Genomic DNA, 15,305 nt, shown 5'->3' with positions numbered 1-15,305 from the left:
CGCCTTATTTATCAAAAGGGTTTTTAAGCAACGGTTGTAAATTCAATTTCAACCATCCCTTATAATCAGTCGGTAAGCCATTGCCCAAAAGTCCGTCTTCACGGATCACAGAAGGCATCCCCTGAACGTTATAGACAGAGGCCAGATATAAACCAGTTACGATTGGTTCTACTGAACAATCTTTCAGGCTTTCATGAGGGATAAGACGGCTATTTATATCCTGTGATTTACCTAATAACGACTGAAGAATATCGTAATTAGATACCTTCCCCGCTTTTACAGAACACCACATTTGCTTAACACGTTTAGCCGCTTCGCCGGGACTCGGTAGGATGACAATATCAAAACGCACTGCTTGCCTGTCTTCATTCATCTTTTTCAGGAAATTAATACAATCAGCACAATCAAGAGTAATGAAGATAACCGCCTGACGTTTAAGGGCAGGATTACCGAACTGGATAGTAAAGGCATCCTCAGGCTTAAACGGTGCTTCGCTCAACGGCAGAAAGTAACTTTCCCGGATATCAGCTATCGACTGTACCTGTTTTTTTCGGAGCACATCGTAAGCCTTACCTTCTGAAAAAGAGTAACGGCCCGTAGTGGTAACTAGTGTGAGACCACTACGTTGATCCTCAAACAAGAAAATCCCACCAGTCGGTAAGTAGATTGCATCAGTTGGTTTGTAAGAACCAAGCTGGCTGACTAATCCGCGTTGTGACTGATTTAAAGCCAGTCCGTTGTCAGCAGCTGCACGGGTTAACGCGGCCGCGTCAGCATCATATTTATCAGAGGCAATAGAATGAGCTGAATTGAGCAGTGCAATAAACGCAAGTGATTTGAAAAGTAACTTTTTCATGATTACTGCTTACCCTCAAAATACTTAGGGTCTATGCCAAATTCAGTCAGCTCACTTTCAAGTTCGGACTCATTTATGTAAGCAACTTCACTTACTGTTGATGGCCGCGTAATGACGTAACTCATATCCAGAACAAGGAAATCACGCGCCCTGTACAGCGCCATAAGCTTGCGGATATAAGGAAGGTAGCCTTCATTATTTCCGTTATGTGCCTTTAAATACTGTTCGTTTAATGCCGAAGGGTTAAGAACAGCAATTTTCACACTGTCATTAAACAGGCTGGTCCCCTTATTAAGGTGCTTACCGATAAACAGCCCAATGCATGTCAGGACAGCGGCAACTATGATGACTTTGACTGTCTTTTCGATGAATGAATATGAGACAGAAAATGTCATCTTTTTCTGTTCACTTTCAACTTCACTTTTTTCAAAATCAGCGTCATTTGTGTCATCATCTTTTCTTGGTTCAGTCATGTTTATTTCGCCGCTAAATTGGTTGGAATGGATGCACCGTTAAGGACGACAAAAGTCGCATTAATACCCGGAGAAAGCTCTACAACCGGCCACTGCTGATCAATTATGTGGGTATACCAGTCTGTCAGCTTGTTTAATCCTCCCGAGACCATACCACTTGCGCTCACAGCGCCAAGAGCACCAATGTTAGGTCCCTGGAATTGTGCTTGTGAGTTAGGATCGATATTCAGCTGACTAACTTTGCTTGGGCTCAGTCCCTGCGCCAGCGCGCTAAGGCCACCGGCTAAGGCACTACCCATAATAGCGTTACCGTTTCGGGAGATAAGCGTACCTTTGATACCGGCTTTTCCGTCGATTTCACTAACTGCGTATGCCTCCAGTTTGATATCAAAGCTTTTCCCTTTGGAATTTACACAGCTCAGACTTGTTGTGCGGATATAGACTCGTTCAGAGGCCATATCTCCACGAGCGGTACCCAGGAGGTTACAATCACGAAGATCCATTCTGTAGTTATTGGGTAAGAAAACATCGCGTTTAACCCTGAACGTTACTCCCAACGGTTCCTCCTGAGACGATAATGATGTCGGCGCTTCCACACCTGTCACCAGAACTGCATAAAGTTGGGAAGTAGCAGGCAAATACTGGTCTTCAGAGCGTTTTGAGTGACGTGCATTGCTATCTATTGGCTTAGTGCCATCACCTGCCACGGCAGGCGCTCCGGCTTTAACAACTCGCTTTTGGTTAGCGTTCGTAATGTTCTTTTCAACAATTGGTGTCACTTCAAGGACACCGTTATTGGCAGTGGTAATGCTGTTACTGGTAATTGTGCGCACCAGCTGGGTACGTTGAGGTGAGATACCGCCTGCGACTGGTATTTCCTGATTGCGATTTGCCACCGCATCACCATTAAGCTGATAGGCTGGATTTTGCTGCTGATTGTCATTGGCCTGCTGGCCTACGCGGTTATCGAGGCTACGATTACTTGCCGGGCCCTTACCATTCTGCATATCTGAAATTTGTTGGTTCAGCTGCTTAAGTTGCGCTTTTAGCTCACTTATCTCACTGGAATTTTCAGACTTATATTTCTCCATCTGCTTAACCTGATCCAACATGGATTGTTGGTCTTTACGGTTTTCCTGTTGAACAGTTTGCAGAAAACGCTTCTGTCCCTCTTCATCCATATTGTGGATAGAAGAAGTATCCAGAAGGTTAGTAACTGGCTTAATTTTTTTTGATTTCTGGTTTGAATCATCTCCCCCCATAAGCGTGAGAGTCGCCATCACAAGAGCCCCAAATGCTACGATGAGTAGAAAAGCCATTCGAATGGCTTTATTTTCTGCCCACAATTCCTTCAGCTTCAAAGTTTTCATTATGTTGACCTTTATTACCTGGAGGTAAATATCTCTTTACCCTCAATGACCTGATCTTTTCATCTATTTGCGGTACAGAGTAAGGAGGCTCAGCCCGTAAATTTTTGAACACGTTATTTTCAAGATGCTCATAGAACTGACTCTCACTCTCCAGTTCAATTTGAGGGTTCTCTCTTGCTTGTTCATGAGTCCTGGACCCATCCGGCTCAGTTAGAGTGATGATTTTTTCATCGGATTTTTTACCCTTGCTTAAGTCAATATTTTTCTCACGAGCTATAACTTCGTCAGAAAGCAATATGTCCGAGTCATAAACCTTAAAATCATCAAATTCAGGGAGTTCGGTTTCTTGCACTGTATATTCCGTGGGCAAAATCTGAACCAGCTCAGATCGTTCCTTTTGGACATTTCCGATAAAAAAACCAACGCCTAAACCAACACTGAACAAAATGACCCAAGCGAATACTGAAAAGTTACTTTTCTTTCTCATTCATTAATCAGACTTGGCCGTTTAGTTACACGTGACTCTCGCTCCTGGTAGAGTTTGTCACGAAGAATATACAGCTCTGTTTTTTCACCAGGTTGCAAGAATGCTTTATCAAAAATCGCAGTGGCAATAACACCTGGCGTAATGCATTTTTGGTCATCAACAACCGCTGGATAAGTCAGGTTATTTTGAACAAGAACGACATCTACAAGTTCACGAGCACCGATAAGGCGTTGACCAAGCTTCGCATAAAAGTTAAATCGGCAAGGTGATTTTTCGTTATTAGGGATAACCGAGAGTTTATCCAACTGAAGTGCAAAACCGGTTGGTACTTCACCATTAGCAACCGGATAAAGGATATCGATGATCCTCTGCTTACGATCATCCTGAGCAATCGCTTTTTCGTCAAGCTCACCAGATTGTGCTTGCTCCAGCAGCACTTTATTCGTGTTGGAAGCTATATGGCGATCACGTTCAATAGCCATGTTTTGCGTTAACTGAGTTTGAACACGAATCATGGCTCCGGGCACATCTATAGGAATCAGCGTCAGGTTATAAGTTGATTCTGGCACCCCTTCTTCGGCCAGCATAATGCCTACAGGGGCATCTTTTACTGTCGTAATGAAGACACTGCCACCTTCAACATAGATAGTTGTATCTTCTGAAGGTGCGGTTGTTGAAACACTTACGTTCTTAAATGAAGTCTGGATGCGGTTTTGTAAACCTAATGAAACAGGAAGAACAATATTTCCCCCTGGAGGTACAGTAACGTTTTGCATTGGTTGATAACGCTTCTTAGCCTCATTGACTGCCTTTTGACCAGGTCCTTCCGAGGGTGCATTGTTCATTAACGAATCGGTCATTGAACGAACAGCAGCAGAAGAAGCGCTAGTCTGGGATAGCCCTGGAGCAGCAGGAATAGCAGTAGTCGGGCGATTTGGATTAATCGGTGGCTGGTTACTGTTTATAGGAGGTTGGGTAACTGCCAAGGCTCCTGGCACTTGTTTAACGGCATTGGTCACAATATCCATTGCTTTGGCCGAGTCAGGCGGCTCATCAAAGGCTTGGGTATTTACTGCTGACGCAGGAATACTGAACGGTTCATCAGCATGAACAACTGGAGCCAGCACGTTTAATGTGATTAGTAGTCCTAAAAGTTTTCTTTTCATATTATTGGGCTTCTGCTTCGTTCTGTTGCTGGATCATGTCGGTATTTTCAGTAAACTCTTTTTCCAATACCTTCCCGTTAACTGTTACTTTTTTGATATTTGGGGTACCTGAATACTGGTTCAGGTAAAGGATTCGAGGCCGTCCGCTTTTGACGCTCAAAACCATCTCAAAGGTCCAACGCTCAGATTGTTCTTTATCAGAAACGTTAAGGAATTTCGTTTTACGGGTTCCCCAGACATAAAGAACGTTATCACCCGGAAGAAAGCTCACATCCTCTGCAACAAAGGTCTGATCAACTTTCCTCGCCAGCATTAAATCAGAGGCTTTTTTGAGCTCAGCTTCTAAAGCTGACTGCTTAGATGCTGGAAACATTTTTAAAATATAACCAGTAACGAAATTCACGTTCTTGGGGTTTATGTTGCCCAATGTGGTTGCTATAAATAGGCCCCATTGCGTCTTATATGACTCACTAGCTTTACTGCCAGCAACGGATACTTCCGCAGTCATATCTGGAGGTATAGCAATGATCTCTGTGGTTGAAAAAAAAACAACTTTGATAACCAAGAGACCAGCAATCACGGTCAAAAGTCCGTTGTTAAAAATTAACTTTTTGTCCCGTTGAATTAACTGGCTATAGGTCAGTTCAGCACCCGTTTTTTTCCCTATTTTGGGAGTTTCGAGCTCTTTTGATAAATTCAGGATCGACTTAGGACGCTGCATTTTGTCAGTGCTATAACTTTCTGCCTTTTCAACCTGGACATCATCAGCCTCATCATCCTTTGATTTATCAGCTACCTTCTTCTTAGGCACAAACCTGAAGAAGTTCATGACGTTTTCTAAAAGTGACTTTTTCTCGCTCATTACTTCTCCGGGATTAATTTAGCTGTACAGCACTCGCATAAAAGGGTCAGAAAAATATCGACTCTGGAAAACAGTTCTTCCCGGCAGAAAACCATTCCACCAAAGTTTGTGTTTCAGTCTTCCCCGCACCGCGCTTTCCTTTGCTTTGTTGTATGCAATCCAGTAAACAACTGCGGTAACTGATGCAATGGACATACATTCAAAAATATTCCCGAACGCAAGAAGGCCCATAACTACGCCGATCTGCTTGGCATCAAAAAACAATATCAGCAAAGGTAGATTAATCCGGTATGGAAATCGGTATGTGTAATTGTTATCCATTTACTTAGCACCATTTCTGAACATGGTCTCTATTGTACAGGTAATAAAAAGGGGACTTTCGTCCCCTAATTGTTGTTTTGCGTTTTTAGCAAAATTTATTTTTACAGCGCAACACCTGCATCCAGGAAACCGGAGATGATTTTTTCGCCATTCGCAAGGATCATCATCATGAGGAAGGAAACCAGCGCCAGGCCTGGGTTCGGACGACCGATAGAGAAATAAAACGCAGAGAACAGCATACACGCGGCCAGTGCTTTACCTGGCGCACCGCTTAATGCTTCAGACAGCTGGGTCCAGATTTCACCCAGAGCGCCATCGTCACCGCCCGCTAGGGCAATAGAGGAAAACAACGCAGCGCACAGCAGAGCTACAAATACCTGGAACACTTTATTGCTGACCATATTACGCAGGTTGTCAGACAGGGTGAAGGCAGCAGTACCGTTCATAGCCATAGATTTCTGGATCATTGTGAAACTCCTGAATGCAAAAATTGGTTTAGGTTTTCTGGCGCTAACCAGCAATTTGAGAATACCCAGGGTTAATTTTTAATTTCGAATCTATAGAACATTTTTTTTATAAAAAAACGGGGAAATGGCAGGACCCATTAAAGTCACTTTTTCGCAAAGCTTAAAAAGTCATCCTATGGGTGAAATAAATCCTTTCTATATGGGCATAGGTAACCACACAACCAAAGATAACCACATGATTTTATTGTGATTAATTTTCAACACCGACATCTGTTCAATTTTGCATCCAAAATCACCTTTTCGGTATTATGTTTCAAAAGGCACTTTCTGAAATGGAAAAATGCATTTTTCGCGTTCAAAAAAGTCACTTTCGTGTTGTTACAACCCAATCGAATTGAGAAAAGTCACTTTTAACTCACCTTTGGTCGGGGGCTTAAACCCAACTTCTGTAATTGCCTCAGTCAGGACAGCAACAAAAGTCACTTTTGTGGCTAACAAACATAGACGTCAGATATCAGGTTTACTACCGGGATACTATAATTGGTAGTTTTCATGTATTTTGGTCCGGTTTTCTCTGAAAAATGCTCAAAAAATTAAGAAAATGGAGAAAATTTGAAGATTCTGTGTTCAATATAACTTATTGAATTTTGGTGTTTTCATATCACAATCAGAGTAATTATCTGAAAGCAAGCGGTTGCATCTACCTTATCGGGATATAATCTGCTATATATGCCAAAAAATGCAACCTTTCCCTCTTCACAACCTTCATTTCAAAATGTAAATTTAGGAATACTCTGAAGTGTGTCGTGAATGGAATATCATGAAAATCAAGCTTATTTCGGTTTTGGGTTTAGACCTTAAAATTTCCTTAAATAACAATATCTTAACCATGAGCTGTAATCTTGACGGTCTTAGTATTTTCGTAACCCGTCGTATTATTCGCAACTCAAAACTGACCGAATCAGAAATTTTCGCAAAAATCGATTCGGATTGGGTCAGTAAAATTTTTGCTATAAATATCAGGCAGATAAAGAACGTCCTAGAATCAAACGTTTCCGTAATACCGGTACAGAGTCAACCTAAACAGGTTAGCGTATTGGTTGACGAACACGTTCCAGCATTCAAAAATTTTTGATTAATAGTCTTCAAATCTACAGGGTTAATCGGAATTATTTCCAATTCCAGCCAGCAATGTCGTTTTCTAATGTCAAAAAAATACCCCCTTACCTGGCGATCTTTTCCTGATAGGATATGGAATATCTGAGGGGAGATATATATGTGGATAACGACCAACAACGAAATCATTTGTGACACTGAGCCGAATTCTGCCGGATTTATTGAAATCCAGCGGCCCTGTCCGGACTGTCTAGGTTCTGGTATTAATTGCAATCATTGCTCTGGCACCGGCGTACTCCCTGCTGTATTGGAAAAAGTTATTCCTGTGTATGAGTGGGCTGCCAAAAATTCGCTAAAATTTCCATTTATATCACCTGAGCAGACCCTAATTAGAAAGTGGCTGGAAATCAGATTATCGACTTCCAATCAGGGTAAAAATCATTTCCATTCTTCACTGGTCCAGGTTTTGGATAAAAGTAACTTTCCTACCAAATTGCAATATAGGTGTCTGCGGCCAACTCAACAAGAACATAAAACGGTTGCCAGCCTGACGGTCAGACCTTATAACGCAAAAATCGGGGCCTGTTTAAATCTCGATCTCACCGTTAGAAAAATTGAGGTGCTAACTCGTAAGTTTTCTATCGAGAGCTTTTCCTCATTACTGTTGGAAACCACTGACCACCGGCATTTTATTGCCTATGATTCGAATCCATCCCGACATAGTCCCGGGGATATTCTACGTTGCAACATTCAGGTAGTTAAACGACTCTGGATCAATAATATGAGTATATTGCAGGTTAAAATTGTCAATACTTCACCTGGAGATTTATAAGTGGCTGACAACAGAAATCCCTCAAGCTTTACAGAGGTACTTGTTACTCTTTATGCTTCGAAATAATAAATTGCCAGAGATTCAGCTATTGCAGGATTTCTTTAGAAAAAACCACAAGTTATCCTTAACCTGTGACCAGACTAAAGTTGATTTCACTTCAAGTGAAATCACTCCCCTGCTCTCTAAAGATAAAAGTAACTTTTCTCAGGATAAGGTCTTTTTGACAGGGCCGATTATGCATGGCCGATATCAACCTTTGTGGTTTGCCATTTTGCTGGACTTGAACGCAAGACAACCAACCGAACAAGGCCTTCAATTCTGTTTTTCTCTTGGCGAACTGATAGAAAAAACAGACAGAGTTTCAGAGGCTATAGGTCTGCGTAAAATTTGTTATACCCCGGGTGAGGTTTTGTTCTTTTTGTTGATGATGATTGAGTTCAGGATAGAGATACAAACAGATAATATTCGTCAGACCTGCGCTGTATTTTCAGAAATCAGTCACAATGTTGATTGTGATGCGGTCAACCGGGTTAGTTTTACTGTTAATCCCAGGATTGTCACGACTCTGTTGGGACTGACTAATGCAGTATCAGTTTTTCTGACAACGCTTTTTTTTGCCAAACGGCCCGAGGTTTTTGACCTTCACCAAAAGTTACTTTCGGAAAAAGAAGTCAAATCCCTTTCCGAAATCGCTCCAGCAACATTTAAACACGTACAGTTACTAGGTCGATTTGGATTTATCACTTACACAAAGAAAAGAAAATTGTTTGATATTCATAGTATTAGCGTTTTTGTTGAGGGTGTTAGTCCATTGTGATTTTCAAAAAAAAGTAACTTTCGAAAAAAATCGCTCACTAGCAGTTTTAACCACCTAGCGAGAAGTTTTTACAGAAAATTACTGTAGAGTCTAATTTCTGGGTTGAATTGCTCAAAGGTCATAAAATGAAGATAAATAGAGAAGCTGATTTTTTTATCTCCACAGTACGGAGCGGTCGGACTGTCAAAAATTTGCGTGAATTTAGTGACGCAAACCCCGACATTTGCCATAAAGCAGTTAATGGTCAGCCATTTCTGATTGATCCCCGGGCATTAGGATTAGTGCCAAACTGGAACTGCCGTGAGATGGGCCTGGGAGAGGCTTACTACCAACTACCTAAACCTTCTCAACATATACAGAATCTGAAAGCCGCATTTTTAAGCGGGGCCGATATTGATCCTATTACAGTTGTGATTGTAGAAGGTCGGCCCTTAGTCCGTCAGGGGAACTGTCGTACACGAGCAGCCCTGCTAGCGCTAAAGGAATCTGGTCTGCCGATTCTAATTAGATTGAGGGAATTTCAGGGAGACGAGATCGAGCAGGAATGGCATTCATTGGATGGGGCGAAATCATTGCAGCTTTGTCCTGTTGGACGTGGAGTTGCCTATAGCAGACTAGTTAATGACGCCGGGATGTCGGTAGACATGGTAGCGCAGCGTGAGAATATTTCCGAAATGGCCGTGAGGCAACTTATTTCTCTTGCGACTATCGATGATGAGCTGAAAATTTTAATTACTCAGGAAGTTATTTCTTACACACTCTGTCTGGAATTAATTCGTGACCTGGGCGAAAAGGAAGCGCTGGAGAAAATCCGGGGAGAATTAAACGCAAAGCTCCAGGTCATAGCTAATTCAAAAGAGGGTGACTCACTTCCTCTGAATGTTTCTGAAGTAATGACTGCACCAAACTCTCGTAAATCTGTCAGGATCACTAAAAAATCATTGGGTTTTCAACCCATCCCTCGTAAATTAGCCCAGAATCTTGCGGCCAGTTCTAAAGAGGTTTCAAAAAGGTTACGGGCCTCGCTTCCGGCTGAGTTTGATCTTGAACAATTTGGTCCGAACGAAAAAATACCAATTGAGCTCGACAAGCATTTAATTGAGCTGATTTTACAGTCAGAAGCCTCAGTTCTAGATCACGAGGTGAAACTTCAAAGGAAAACGACTAAGGGCAAACTTTCACATTCGACTCAGGCAGCTGATGTTGAGAACAATACAATACCTGCTTCTGATGAAGCAACAAATGAACCCTTGAACGATCAACCTTCAAGCAATCAGAATAAAGAATTTTCATTGCTAAATTTGCATTCTGCTGTATGAAATGTGTTTACTGGGTATCACTAAATGCTGGAGGATCTAACTATGTCTGATTTTAAATGCGCTGAAATGGATGGCATTCCCCCGTTTCCTGAAAATGGCGAGCCTGTAGCTGTTACGGTCCCGCGAATTCAACTCCGAAGTGCAACACCCGCCAAATCAAGCAACCTGTCGTAGTTCATCAAACACGATCTGCGGTTGCCTGAAATCCAAACATTTGCGCGGTCTAAGGTTGAGTCGCCGCTCGAAGGCCGACAACTCATCCGGGCTGAGCTGGCTCAGGTCGCTGCCCTTGGGCACATACTGCCGCAACAAGCCATTGCTGTTCTCGTTCAGACCTCGCTCCCACGCGCTGTATGGATGCGCGAAGTAAAACTGGGCATTTAGCACCTTGGCTACTCGCTCATGTTCCACAAATTCACTGCCATTGTCCGCGGTGATTGTATGAACATGTGCCTTGTAGGGCTCTAGCATGCAGATGATGGCATCGGCCACTGCAGCTGCCGTCTTGGCAGGCACATACTGCACTAGGTAGAGTCGGCTCTTACGCTCGGCCAGTGTCACGATGGCACCACTACCTTGTTTGCCCGAAACGGTATCCACCTCCCAGTCACCCAATCGGCTACGAGAGTCGACTATCGCTGGGCGCTCATCGATCGATACCGGGTTGGGGATCACGCAGCGCTTGGCATTCTGTCCCTTACGGTAACGTTTGTGGCCTTGCCGCAAGTGACGGAACAGCTTGCCACCGTTGGCCTTATCCTGCGCCACATAGCGGTAGATCCACTCATGACTGACAGGGCAACCAATGCGCCTGCAGACCGAGCTTATCTGCTCCGGACTCCAGTCTGCGGCCAACGCCATGGTCACGAAAATAAGGGTATCTTCCGGGACACGATATTTGCTGCTGGAACATCGTCGCAGGGTGGCCGATTGATGAGCCTCTGCTGGTTGATAACCTTGCGCACACCGGTTGCGACGGAGTTCGCGACTAATGGTGGATGGATGCACACCCACCTTGCGGGCAATCATTGCTTGGCTCAAGCCATGGTCATGAAGGCAGGCGATCTGGTATCGTTGTCCTTCGGTCAACTGATGGTATCTCATGGTGTTCCGCTTTGTTTCTTTGGCGAGAAGAAGCGTACCAGAACCGGCAGTTGGCCTCTTCTCTCCTATGCACCATGGGTGTTGCAGTTATTATCTGAATTCGCGCCCTCCTGTCATCATGAATAATTTTCCTCTTGCTGATCCAGAAGAGGATTGAGGTCTGCCGTAATTTTTTCCCTTCATAACTGCAGGGGTGATGCAATCACCCCAAAATTCAATACATATCAATAATCTAGCAATCCTTCATTTAATAAACACTGGATAAATATTATATTTTTAAATTTTCTGAATGTTTATGACTAATACTAAAAATATAACCCCACCCTTCTCTCTCATGTTTTAAAAATAGGGTCTATACAAGGCGTTTTTATTTGATTTAATGGTGTCATCTACAAACGCTAGGGGGGGGATTCAATGAAACATTCAAATGAGCAATGGTTTTCTGTTGACGGTCAGTTAATTGATGAAAAATTTGTTTTCAATATTCATGAGTTCAATGGCTCCGCCCGGTATGAAAAAAGTTATTCATGTTCATATTGTAAAGGGTCCGGCCGTCATCGTTTGAGCTATGCAAACTCTACTGGTGCATGTACTTCCTGTAAAGGTACTGGTAAACAAGGCACCTTAATTAAAGAATGTTATACCCTGAAAGAGCTTTTCAAAAAGAATTATTCAGCAGCTCAAAAAGTTGTAACTTCAACCACCTGGCGGCGGCAAAGGATGGATAATTTAACTCCACTGGAGCATAAAATCATATCAGCAACTGATAAAAATCCATTCCTTAAGATTCTTACACTTACCATTCAAAGCGGTCGTCAACTTTCTGCTAAACAAATTGCAGTCGCTGAGCGAATCCTTTCAGAAATCCACTAACCCTCAAATGCACAATGTCACTGTCAAAAGATGGTGACATTTTTTTATTTACTCCCCTTATCGGGAAAACCCAAAAATTTTGCATGATATTATTCTCATATAGACCTATGAGTGTCTTTGAAAAGTTACTTTCGCGGCCTCCCTCATAAAAAGGTTCATTATGAATTTACCACTATTCTTAAATCGTACTGCTATAGCTGTAGGCCTTACGTTGGCTTCCGGTGTGTTATCCGTTGCGCACTCACGTGTATACGAGTACACCTTTACCGATATTAACGGGGTCCATAAAAGTGTCTCAGAAAGCGCCCCATATCTTAACCCCCAGGGCAATTTTAACGCCCTTCTCATTGGAGGGTTAGATCAACAAATCCGTATCTCCGTTTCTCGCGATGAAGATAACAGCTCCATTTATAGCACTACAACCGGCATCATTACTGTTGATGACCGAATCTCGTCTTCAAGCGGCAATAGTTTCTACGGTAAATCTGTCACGATCCCCCCTCTTAGTGATGGCCGCTACACCATCAAATCCGAAATTTTAGACTCAAAATCAGCTGTGGTATCAACAACAACTCACCCTGTTTTTATTGATACCGTGGGGCCTACGTCTGATAACTTTTCGGTTCCATGGGTACCAGGTTATGACATGGTGGTATCAGGTTCTCGATGGGAACTTGGACGTGGTCAGGAATCTATAATTTACCTCGCTGTCAAAAACATCAATGATTTGTCAGGTTTTGATAAAGCGGTAGTTCAGATCATTAAACCCGGTGGCTCCGTATACTCAAGTTATACAATGTCTTACGATGAAGGCTCTAAAGGTGCAACAGCCCCTATTACTAAAAGTGGCATGAATAAAGCTGACTGGATGCCTGTTTCAGACGCTGATACTGACTTTAAATTTCGCGGCTTACTCTATGATAAAGCTGGCAACGTCTCTCAGGTTCCAGACCAGACCTTTGTATTCGACTCATCGCCGGGAGAAAGTGAATTATTTGCAGTAGAAGATCCAACTGCTACAACAAGCGTCATACCTGGTTTCGAAAAAGGATATGTTAAATACACTGCTGGTATGACTGTAGATACAAACCCAGTTACTCTTATTTATAGATTACCAAGGACAAATTATCGTGCAAATAATAAAGCGGGATTATCTTTTGGTTCCCTATTAACTGAATCTAATGGTTACGTTTATATCAAGCAGACTATTCCTGTTGGAACATCATTTGTTATTCATAACGGATATCAATATGGCGGAGGAAATTCTTCATATAACGTTAAACTGGGAGAGAACGCTCCAAAATCACCAGTAATCAGATCAAGACTAATGACTTTCTCAACAGTAGGCAGTTTTGACTATGGTCAGAAGCTTTTTAAAAATGAAGAACTGCCTGGTGAATATCAAACTGCATCTATAACTGTTGACGCAAGGGATTATGTACAATCTTTTTACAATGCAACACAAGCAAGGGAAGTCTGCTCAATACCCGTTGGAGAAACAACATGCACTGGAACTTTTTCCTACAAAATTAATAAAGGAAATGGTTACATTGCGCATTATTTCTTAGTGCGCAGTCCTGATAAGAAATTAACTTCCGACCAATTTGAAATTAGAAGTATTTGGAATACAGATTTAATTCCAAAAATTACAGGATTTGATTATAGAGAAGCTAATAAATCTATTCTGGTCTATGTTACTCAACCTGGTAATGGTAACTGGAGAGAAGTATTGAGGTTAGCTAGTGTCGAACTTTTTGACACATTATCTGGAACGTCACTTTTAGCCGGTTCAAAAGTGGCAATGTCAGGTGATGATTATACCTATGCCCTTGATTTATCGAAGTTACCAGAAGGGAAGTATGATCTTGCATTCAGAGCAAAAGATACATTTAATAATACTTCCCAACTTCCTTTTAAGTCTATTGTTGTGGATAAAACGCCCCCTTCTCTCTCTATCTCTTATGATGGCGCACCTCTAATATCTGAAAGTACGGTGTACGGATTAGAAAACATATCAGTATCTGTAACTGATTCATTGAGCGAATCGAAGATTTACCAAATGGTTCTTCAAGGCGGACCTACATCTGATGATGTTGAATTAGGTTTTACTAAAAATACGGATGGAACCTATACCCCACTCTATCCAAGATTATTTCCGTCTCTCGATGAAACAACAGATAAATACACCCTTTTAGTTAAAGCTATAGATGATGCCGGTAACATGTCATCTAAATCTATCCGCTTTGCCTACTACCCTAAGAACCTTATTGTTCTTGATAAACTAAATACCCTGGCAGTCAATAAGGCGATAAAATTATCTTCTGGTGAGCCATTAGCCGTTCTTAAAGCAAGCCAGTTGCGTCGTAATGATGGTTCGCTTGCAAAAGGCGTCCAAACAGCACTAATTACTGTAAGGGGTGATTCAGCATTCCCAATTAGTGTTATTGGCAATGTTGTAGCCCCTGGAGAAACAAAGGAAATTCAAATAGATTTAGGTGCTGTTGGAAACGATGTAGTGATCCCAATATTCCCTGGTATTAATGGTGTTGTTGGTTCATCTGGATTTATAGTTGAATTTCCGCAACTCAAATAAACTTATATTCACTCATAAAAACCAGTTCATGTGACTGGTTTTTTTTATTTTTATTAACAGTTTTATTTCAATCCCTACCCTTTAATCGCTTTATGATAACCGCTCAGGCCCTCCCCCTGTTCGCAGTCCTGCTTCGGGAGGCCGGGCGGCTTTCTGATACCCCGGCAGGACAAAACAACCCCCTTGTTCGCAGTTCTGCTCCGGGTGGCCCAGCGGCTTTCTGATACCCCGGCAGGACAAAACAACCCCCTTGTTCGCAGTTCTGCTTCGGGAGACCCTGCGGCTTTCTGATGCCCCGGCAGGACAAAACAACCCCCTTGTTCGCAGTTCTGCTTCGGGAGGCCCAGCGGCTTTCTGATACCCCGGCAGGACAAAACAACCCCCTTGTTCGCAGTTCTGCTTCGGGAGGCCCTGCGGCTTTCTGATGCCCAGTAGGTCAACCCGACATCTTTGTTAACTGCTTTGCTTCAAGTAGCCCTGTAGCTTTGTGATCGCCCGGTGTGACAAAACAACCCCCTTGTTCGCAGTCCTGCTCCGGGAGCCCCAGCAGCTTCCTGATAGCCAGTCACATTAAAACAACCCCCTTGTTCGCAGTCCGGCTCCGGGTGGCCCAGCGGCTTTCTGATACCCCGGCAGGACAAAACAACCC

15 protein-coding genes are annotated in these 15,305 nt (G+C 42.7%); 6 read left to right on the top strand and 9 right to left on the bottom strand.

What is annotated here, in order from left to right:
• Positions 1 to 4: 4 nt before the first annotated feature.
• The 8 genes from L2I46_RS24185 to L2I46_RS24150 all read right to left on the bottom strand — a co-directional run bounded on the left by L2I46_RS24185 (position 5) and on the right by L2I46_RS24150 (position 6,002).
• The gene (locus L2I46_RS24185) at positions 5 to 856 is read right to left on the bottom strand and encodes a protein DsbC (RefSeq protein ID WP_024266363.1); all 852 of its coding nucleotides are present in this window, start codon (positions 854 to 856) and stop codon (positions 5 to 7) included.
• A 2-nt stretch (positions 857 to 858) separates the two neighbouring features.
• Positions 859 to 1,329: a hypothetical protein gene (locus L2I46_RS24180; RefSeq protein WP_014839953.1), complete on the bottom strand. Its 471-nt coding sequence runs from the start codon at positions 1,327 to 1,329 to the stop codon at positions 859 to 861.
• Between the two features lie 2 nt (positions 1,330 to 1,331).
• Positions 1,332 to 2,699, bottom strand: a complete 1,368-nt coding sequence (locus L2I46_RS24175) for a TrbI/VirB10 family protein (RefSeq protein ID WP_169516757.1) — start codon at positions 2,697 to 2,699, stop codon at positions 1,332 to 1,334.
• Positions 2,659 to 3,186 carry a hypothetical protein gene (locus L2I46_RS24170; protein ID WP_017901061.1) on the bottom strand — a complete coding sequence of 176 codons (528 nt, stop codon included), beginning with the start codon at positions 3,184 to 3,186 and terminating at the stop codon, positions 2,659 to 2,661. The genes L2I46_RS24175 and L2I46_RS24170 overlap by 41 nt, the downstream gene beginning before the upstream one ends.
• Complete coding sequence (locus L2I46_RS24165) at positions 3,183 to 4,352, bottom strand: TraK domain-containing protein (RefSeq protein ID WP_014839954.1); 1,170 nt, start codon at positions 4,350 to 4,352, stop codon at positions 3,183 to 3,185. Before L2I46_RS24165 ends, L2I46_RS24170 begins: the two co-directional genes overlap by 4 nt.
• A gap of 1 nt (position 4,353) precedes the next feature.
• Positions 4,354 to 5,214 carry a TraE/TraK family type IV conjugative transfer system protein gene (locus L2I46_RS24160; RefSeq protein ID WP_087549161.1) on the bottom strand — a complete coding sequence of 287 codons (861 nt, stop codon included), beginning with the start codon at positions 5,212 to 5,214 and terminating at the stop codon, positions 4,354 to 4,356.
• Between the two features lie 18 nt (positions 5,215 to 5,232).
• The gene (locus L2I46_RS24155) at positions 5,233 to 5,535 is read right to left on the bottom strand and encodes a type IV conjugative transfer system protein TraL (RefSeq protein ID WP_017901064.1); all 303 of its coding nucleotides are present in this window, start codon (positions 5,533 to 5,535) and stop codon (positions 5,233 to 5,235) included.
• Positions 5,536 to 5,636: 101 nt separating this feature from the next.
• A complete protein-coding gene (locus L2I46_RS24150) occupies positions 5,637 to 6,002 on the bottom strand; it encodes a hypothetical protein (RefSeq protein WP_017901065.1) in 366 nt (121 codons plus the stop codon).
• An 820-nt stretch (positions 6,003 to 6,822) separates the two neighbouring features.
• Between L2I46_RS24150 and L2I46_RS24145 the strand changes: the two genes are divergently transcribed.
• The 4 genes from L2I46_RS24145 (at position 6,823) to L2I46_RS24130 (ending at position 10,086) form a co-directional block, all read left to right on the top strand.
• Positions 6,823 to 7,137, top strand: coding sequence for a hypothetical protein (locus L2I46_RS24145; protein ID WP_017901066.1), 315 nt, complete (start codon positions 6,823 to 6,825; stop codon positions 7,135 to 7,137).
• Positions 7,138 to 7,278: 141 nt separating this feature from the next.
• A complete protein-coding gene (locus L2I46_RS24140) occupies positions 7,279 to 7,950 on the top strand; it encodes a hypothetical protein (RefSeq protein ID WP_024266371.1) in 672 nt (223 codons plus the stop codon).
• A gap of 52 nt (positions 7,951 to 8,002) precedes the next feature.
• Positions 8,003 to 8,767 (top strand): hypothetical protein, encoded by a 765-nt coding sequence (locus L2I46_RS24135; protein WP_024266372.1) that lies wholly within the window; start codon positions 8,003 to 8,005, stop codon positions 8,765 to 8,767.
• 131 nt (positions 8,768 to 8,898) lie between these two features.
• On the top strand, positions 8,899 to 10,086 hold the full coding sequence (locus L2I46_RS24130; protein ID WP_014839955.1) for a DNA-binding protein: 1,188 nt from the start codon (positions 8,899 to 8,901) through the stop codon (positions 10,084 to 10,086).
• 156 nt (positions 10,087 to 10,242) lie between these two features.
• Here the strand turns inward: L2I46_RS24130 and L2I46_RS24125 are convergent, their stop codons facing one another.
• A complete protein-coding gene (locus tag L2I46_RS24125; protein WP_031285326.1) occupies positions 10,243 to 11,190 on the bottom strand; it encodes an IS30 family transposase in 948 nt (315 codons plus the stop codon).
• Positions 11,191 to 11,604: 414 nt separating this feature from the next.
• On the opposite strand from L2I46_RS24125, the gene L2I46_RS24120 reads away from it, so the two are divergent.
• Both L2I46_RS24120 and L2I46_RS24115 read left to right on the top strand, forming a co-directional pair.
• The gene (locus L2I46_RS24120; RefSeq protein WP_024266375.1) at positions 11,605 to 12,063 is read left to right on the top strand and encodes a YuiA family protein; all 459 of its coding nucleotides are present in this window, start codon (positions 11,605 to 11,607) and stop codon (positions 12,061 to 12,063) included.
• Between the two features lie 160 nt (positions 12,064 to 12,223).
• Positions 12,224 to 14,656, top strand: a complete 2,433-nt coding sequence (locus L2I46_RS24115) for an Ig-like domain-containing protein (protein ID WP_024266376.1) — start codon at positions 12,224 to 12,226, stop codon at positions 14,654 to 14,656.
• Positions 14,657 to 15,305: the final 649 nt, after the last annotated feature.

The organism is Klebsiella sp. 2019SCSN059, assembly GCF_021739525.1.
GTDB lineage: Bacteria > Pseudomonadota > Gammaproteobacteria > Enterobacterales > Enterobacteriaceae > Klebsiella > Klebsiella quasipneumoniae.
This window is presented reverse-complemented; position numbering and strand designations above follow the sequence as displayed.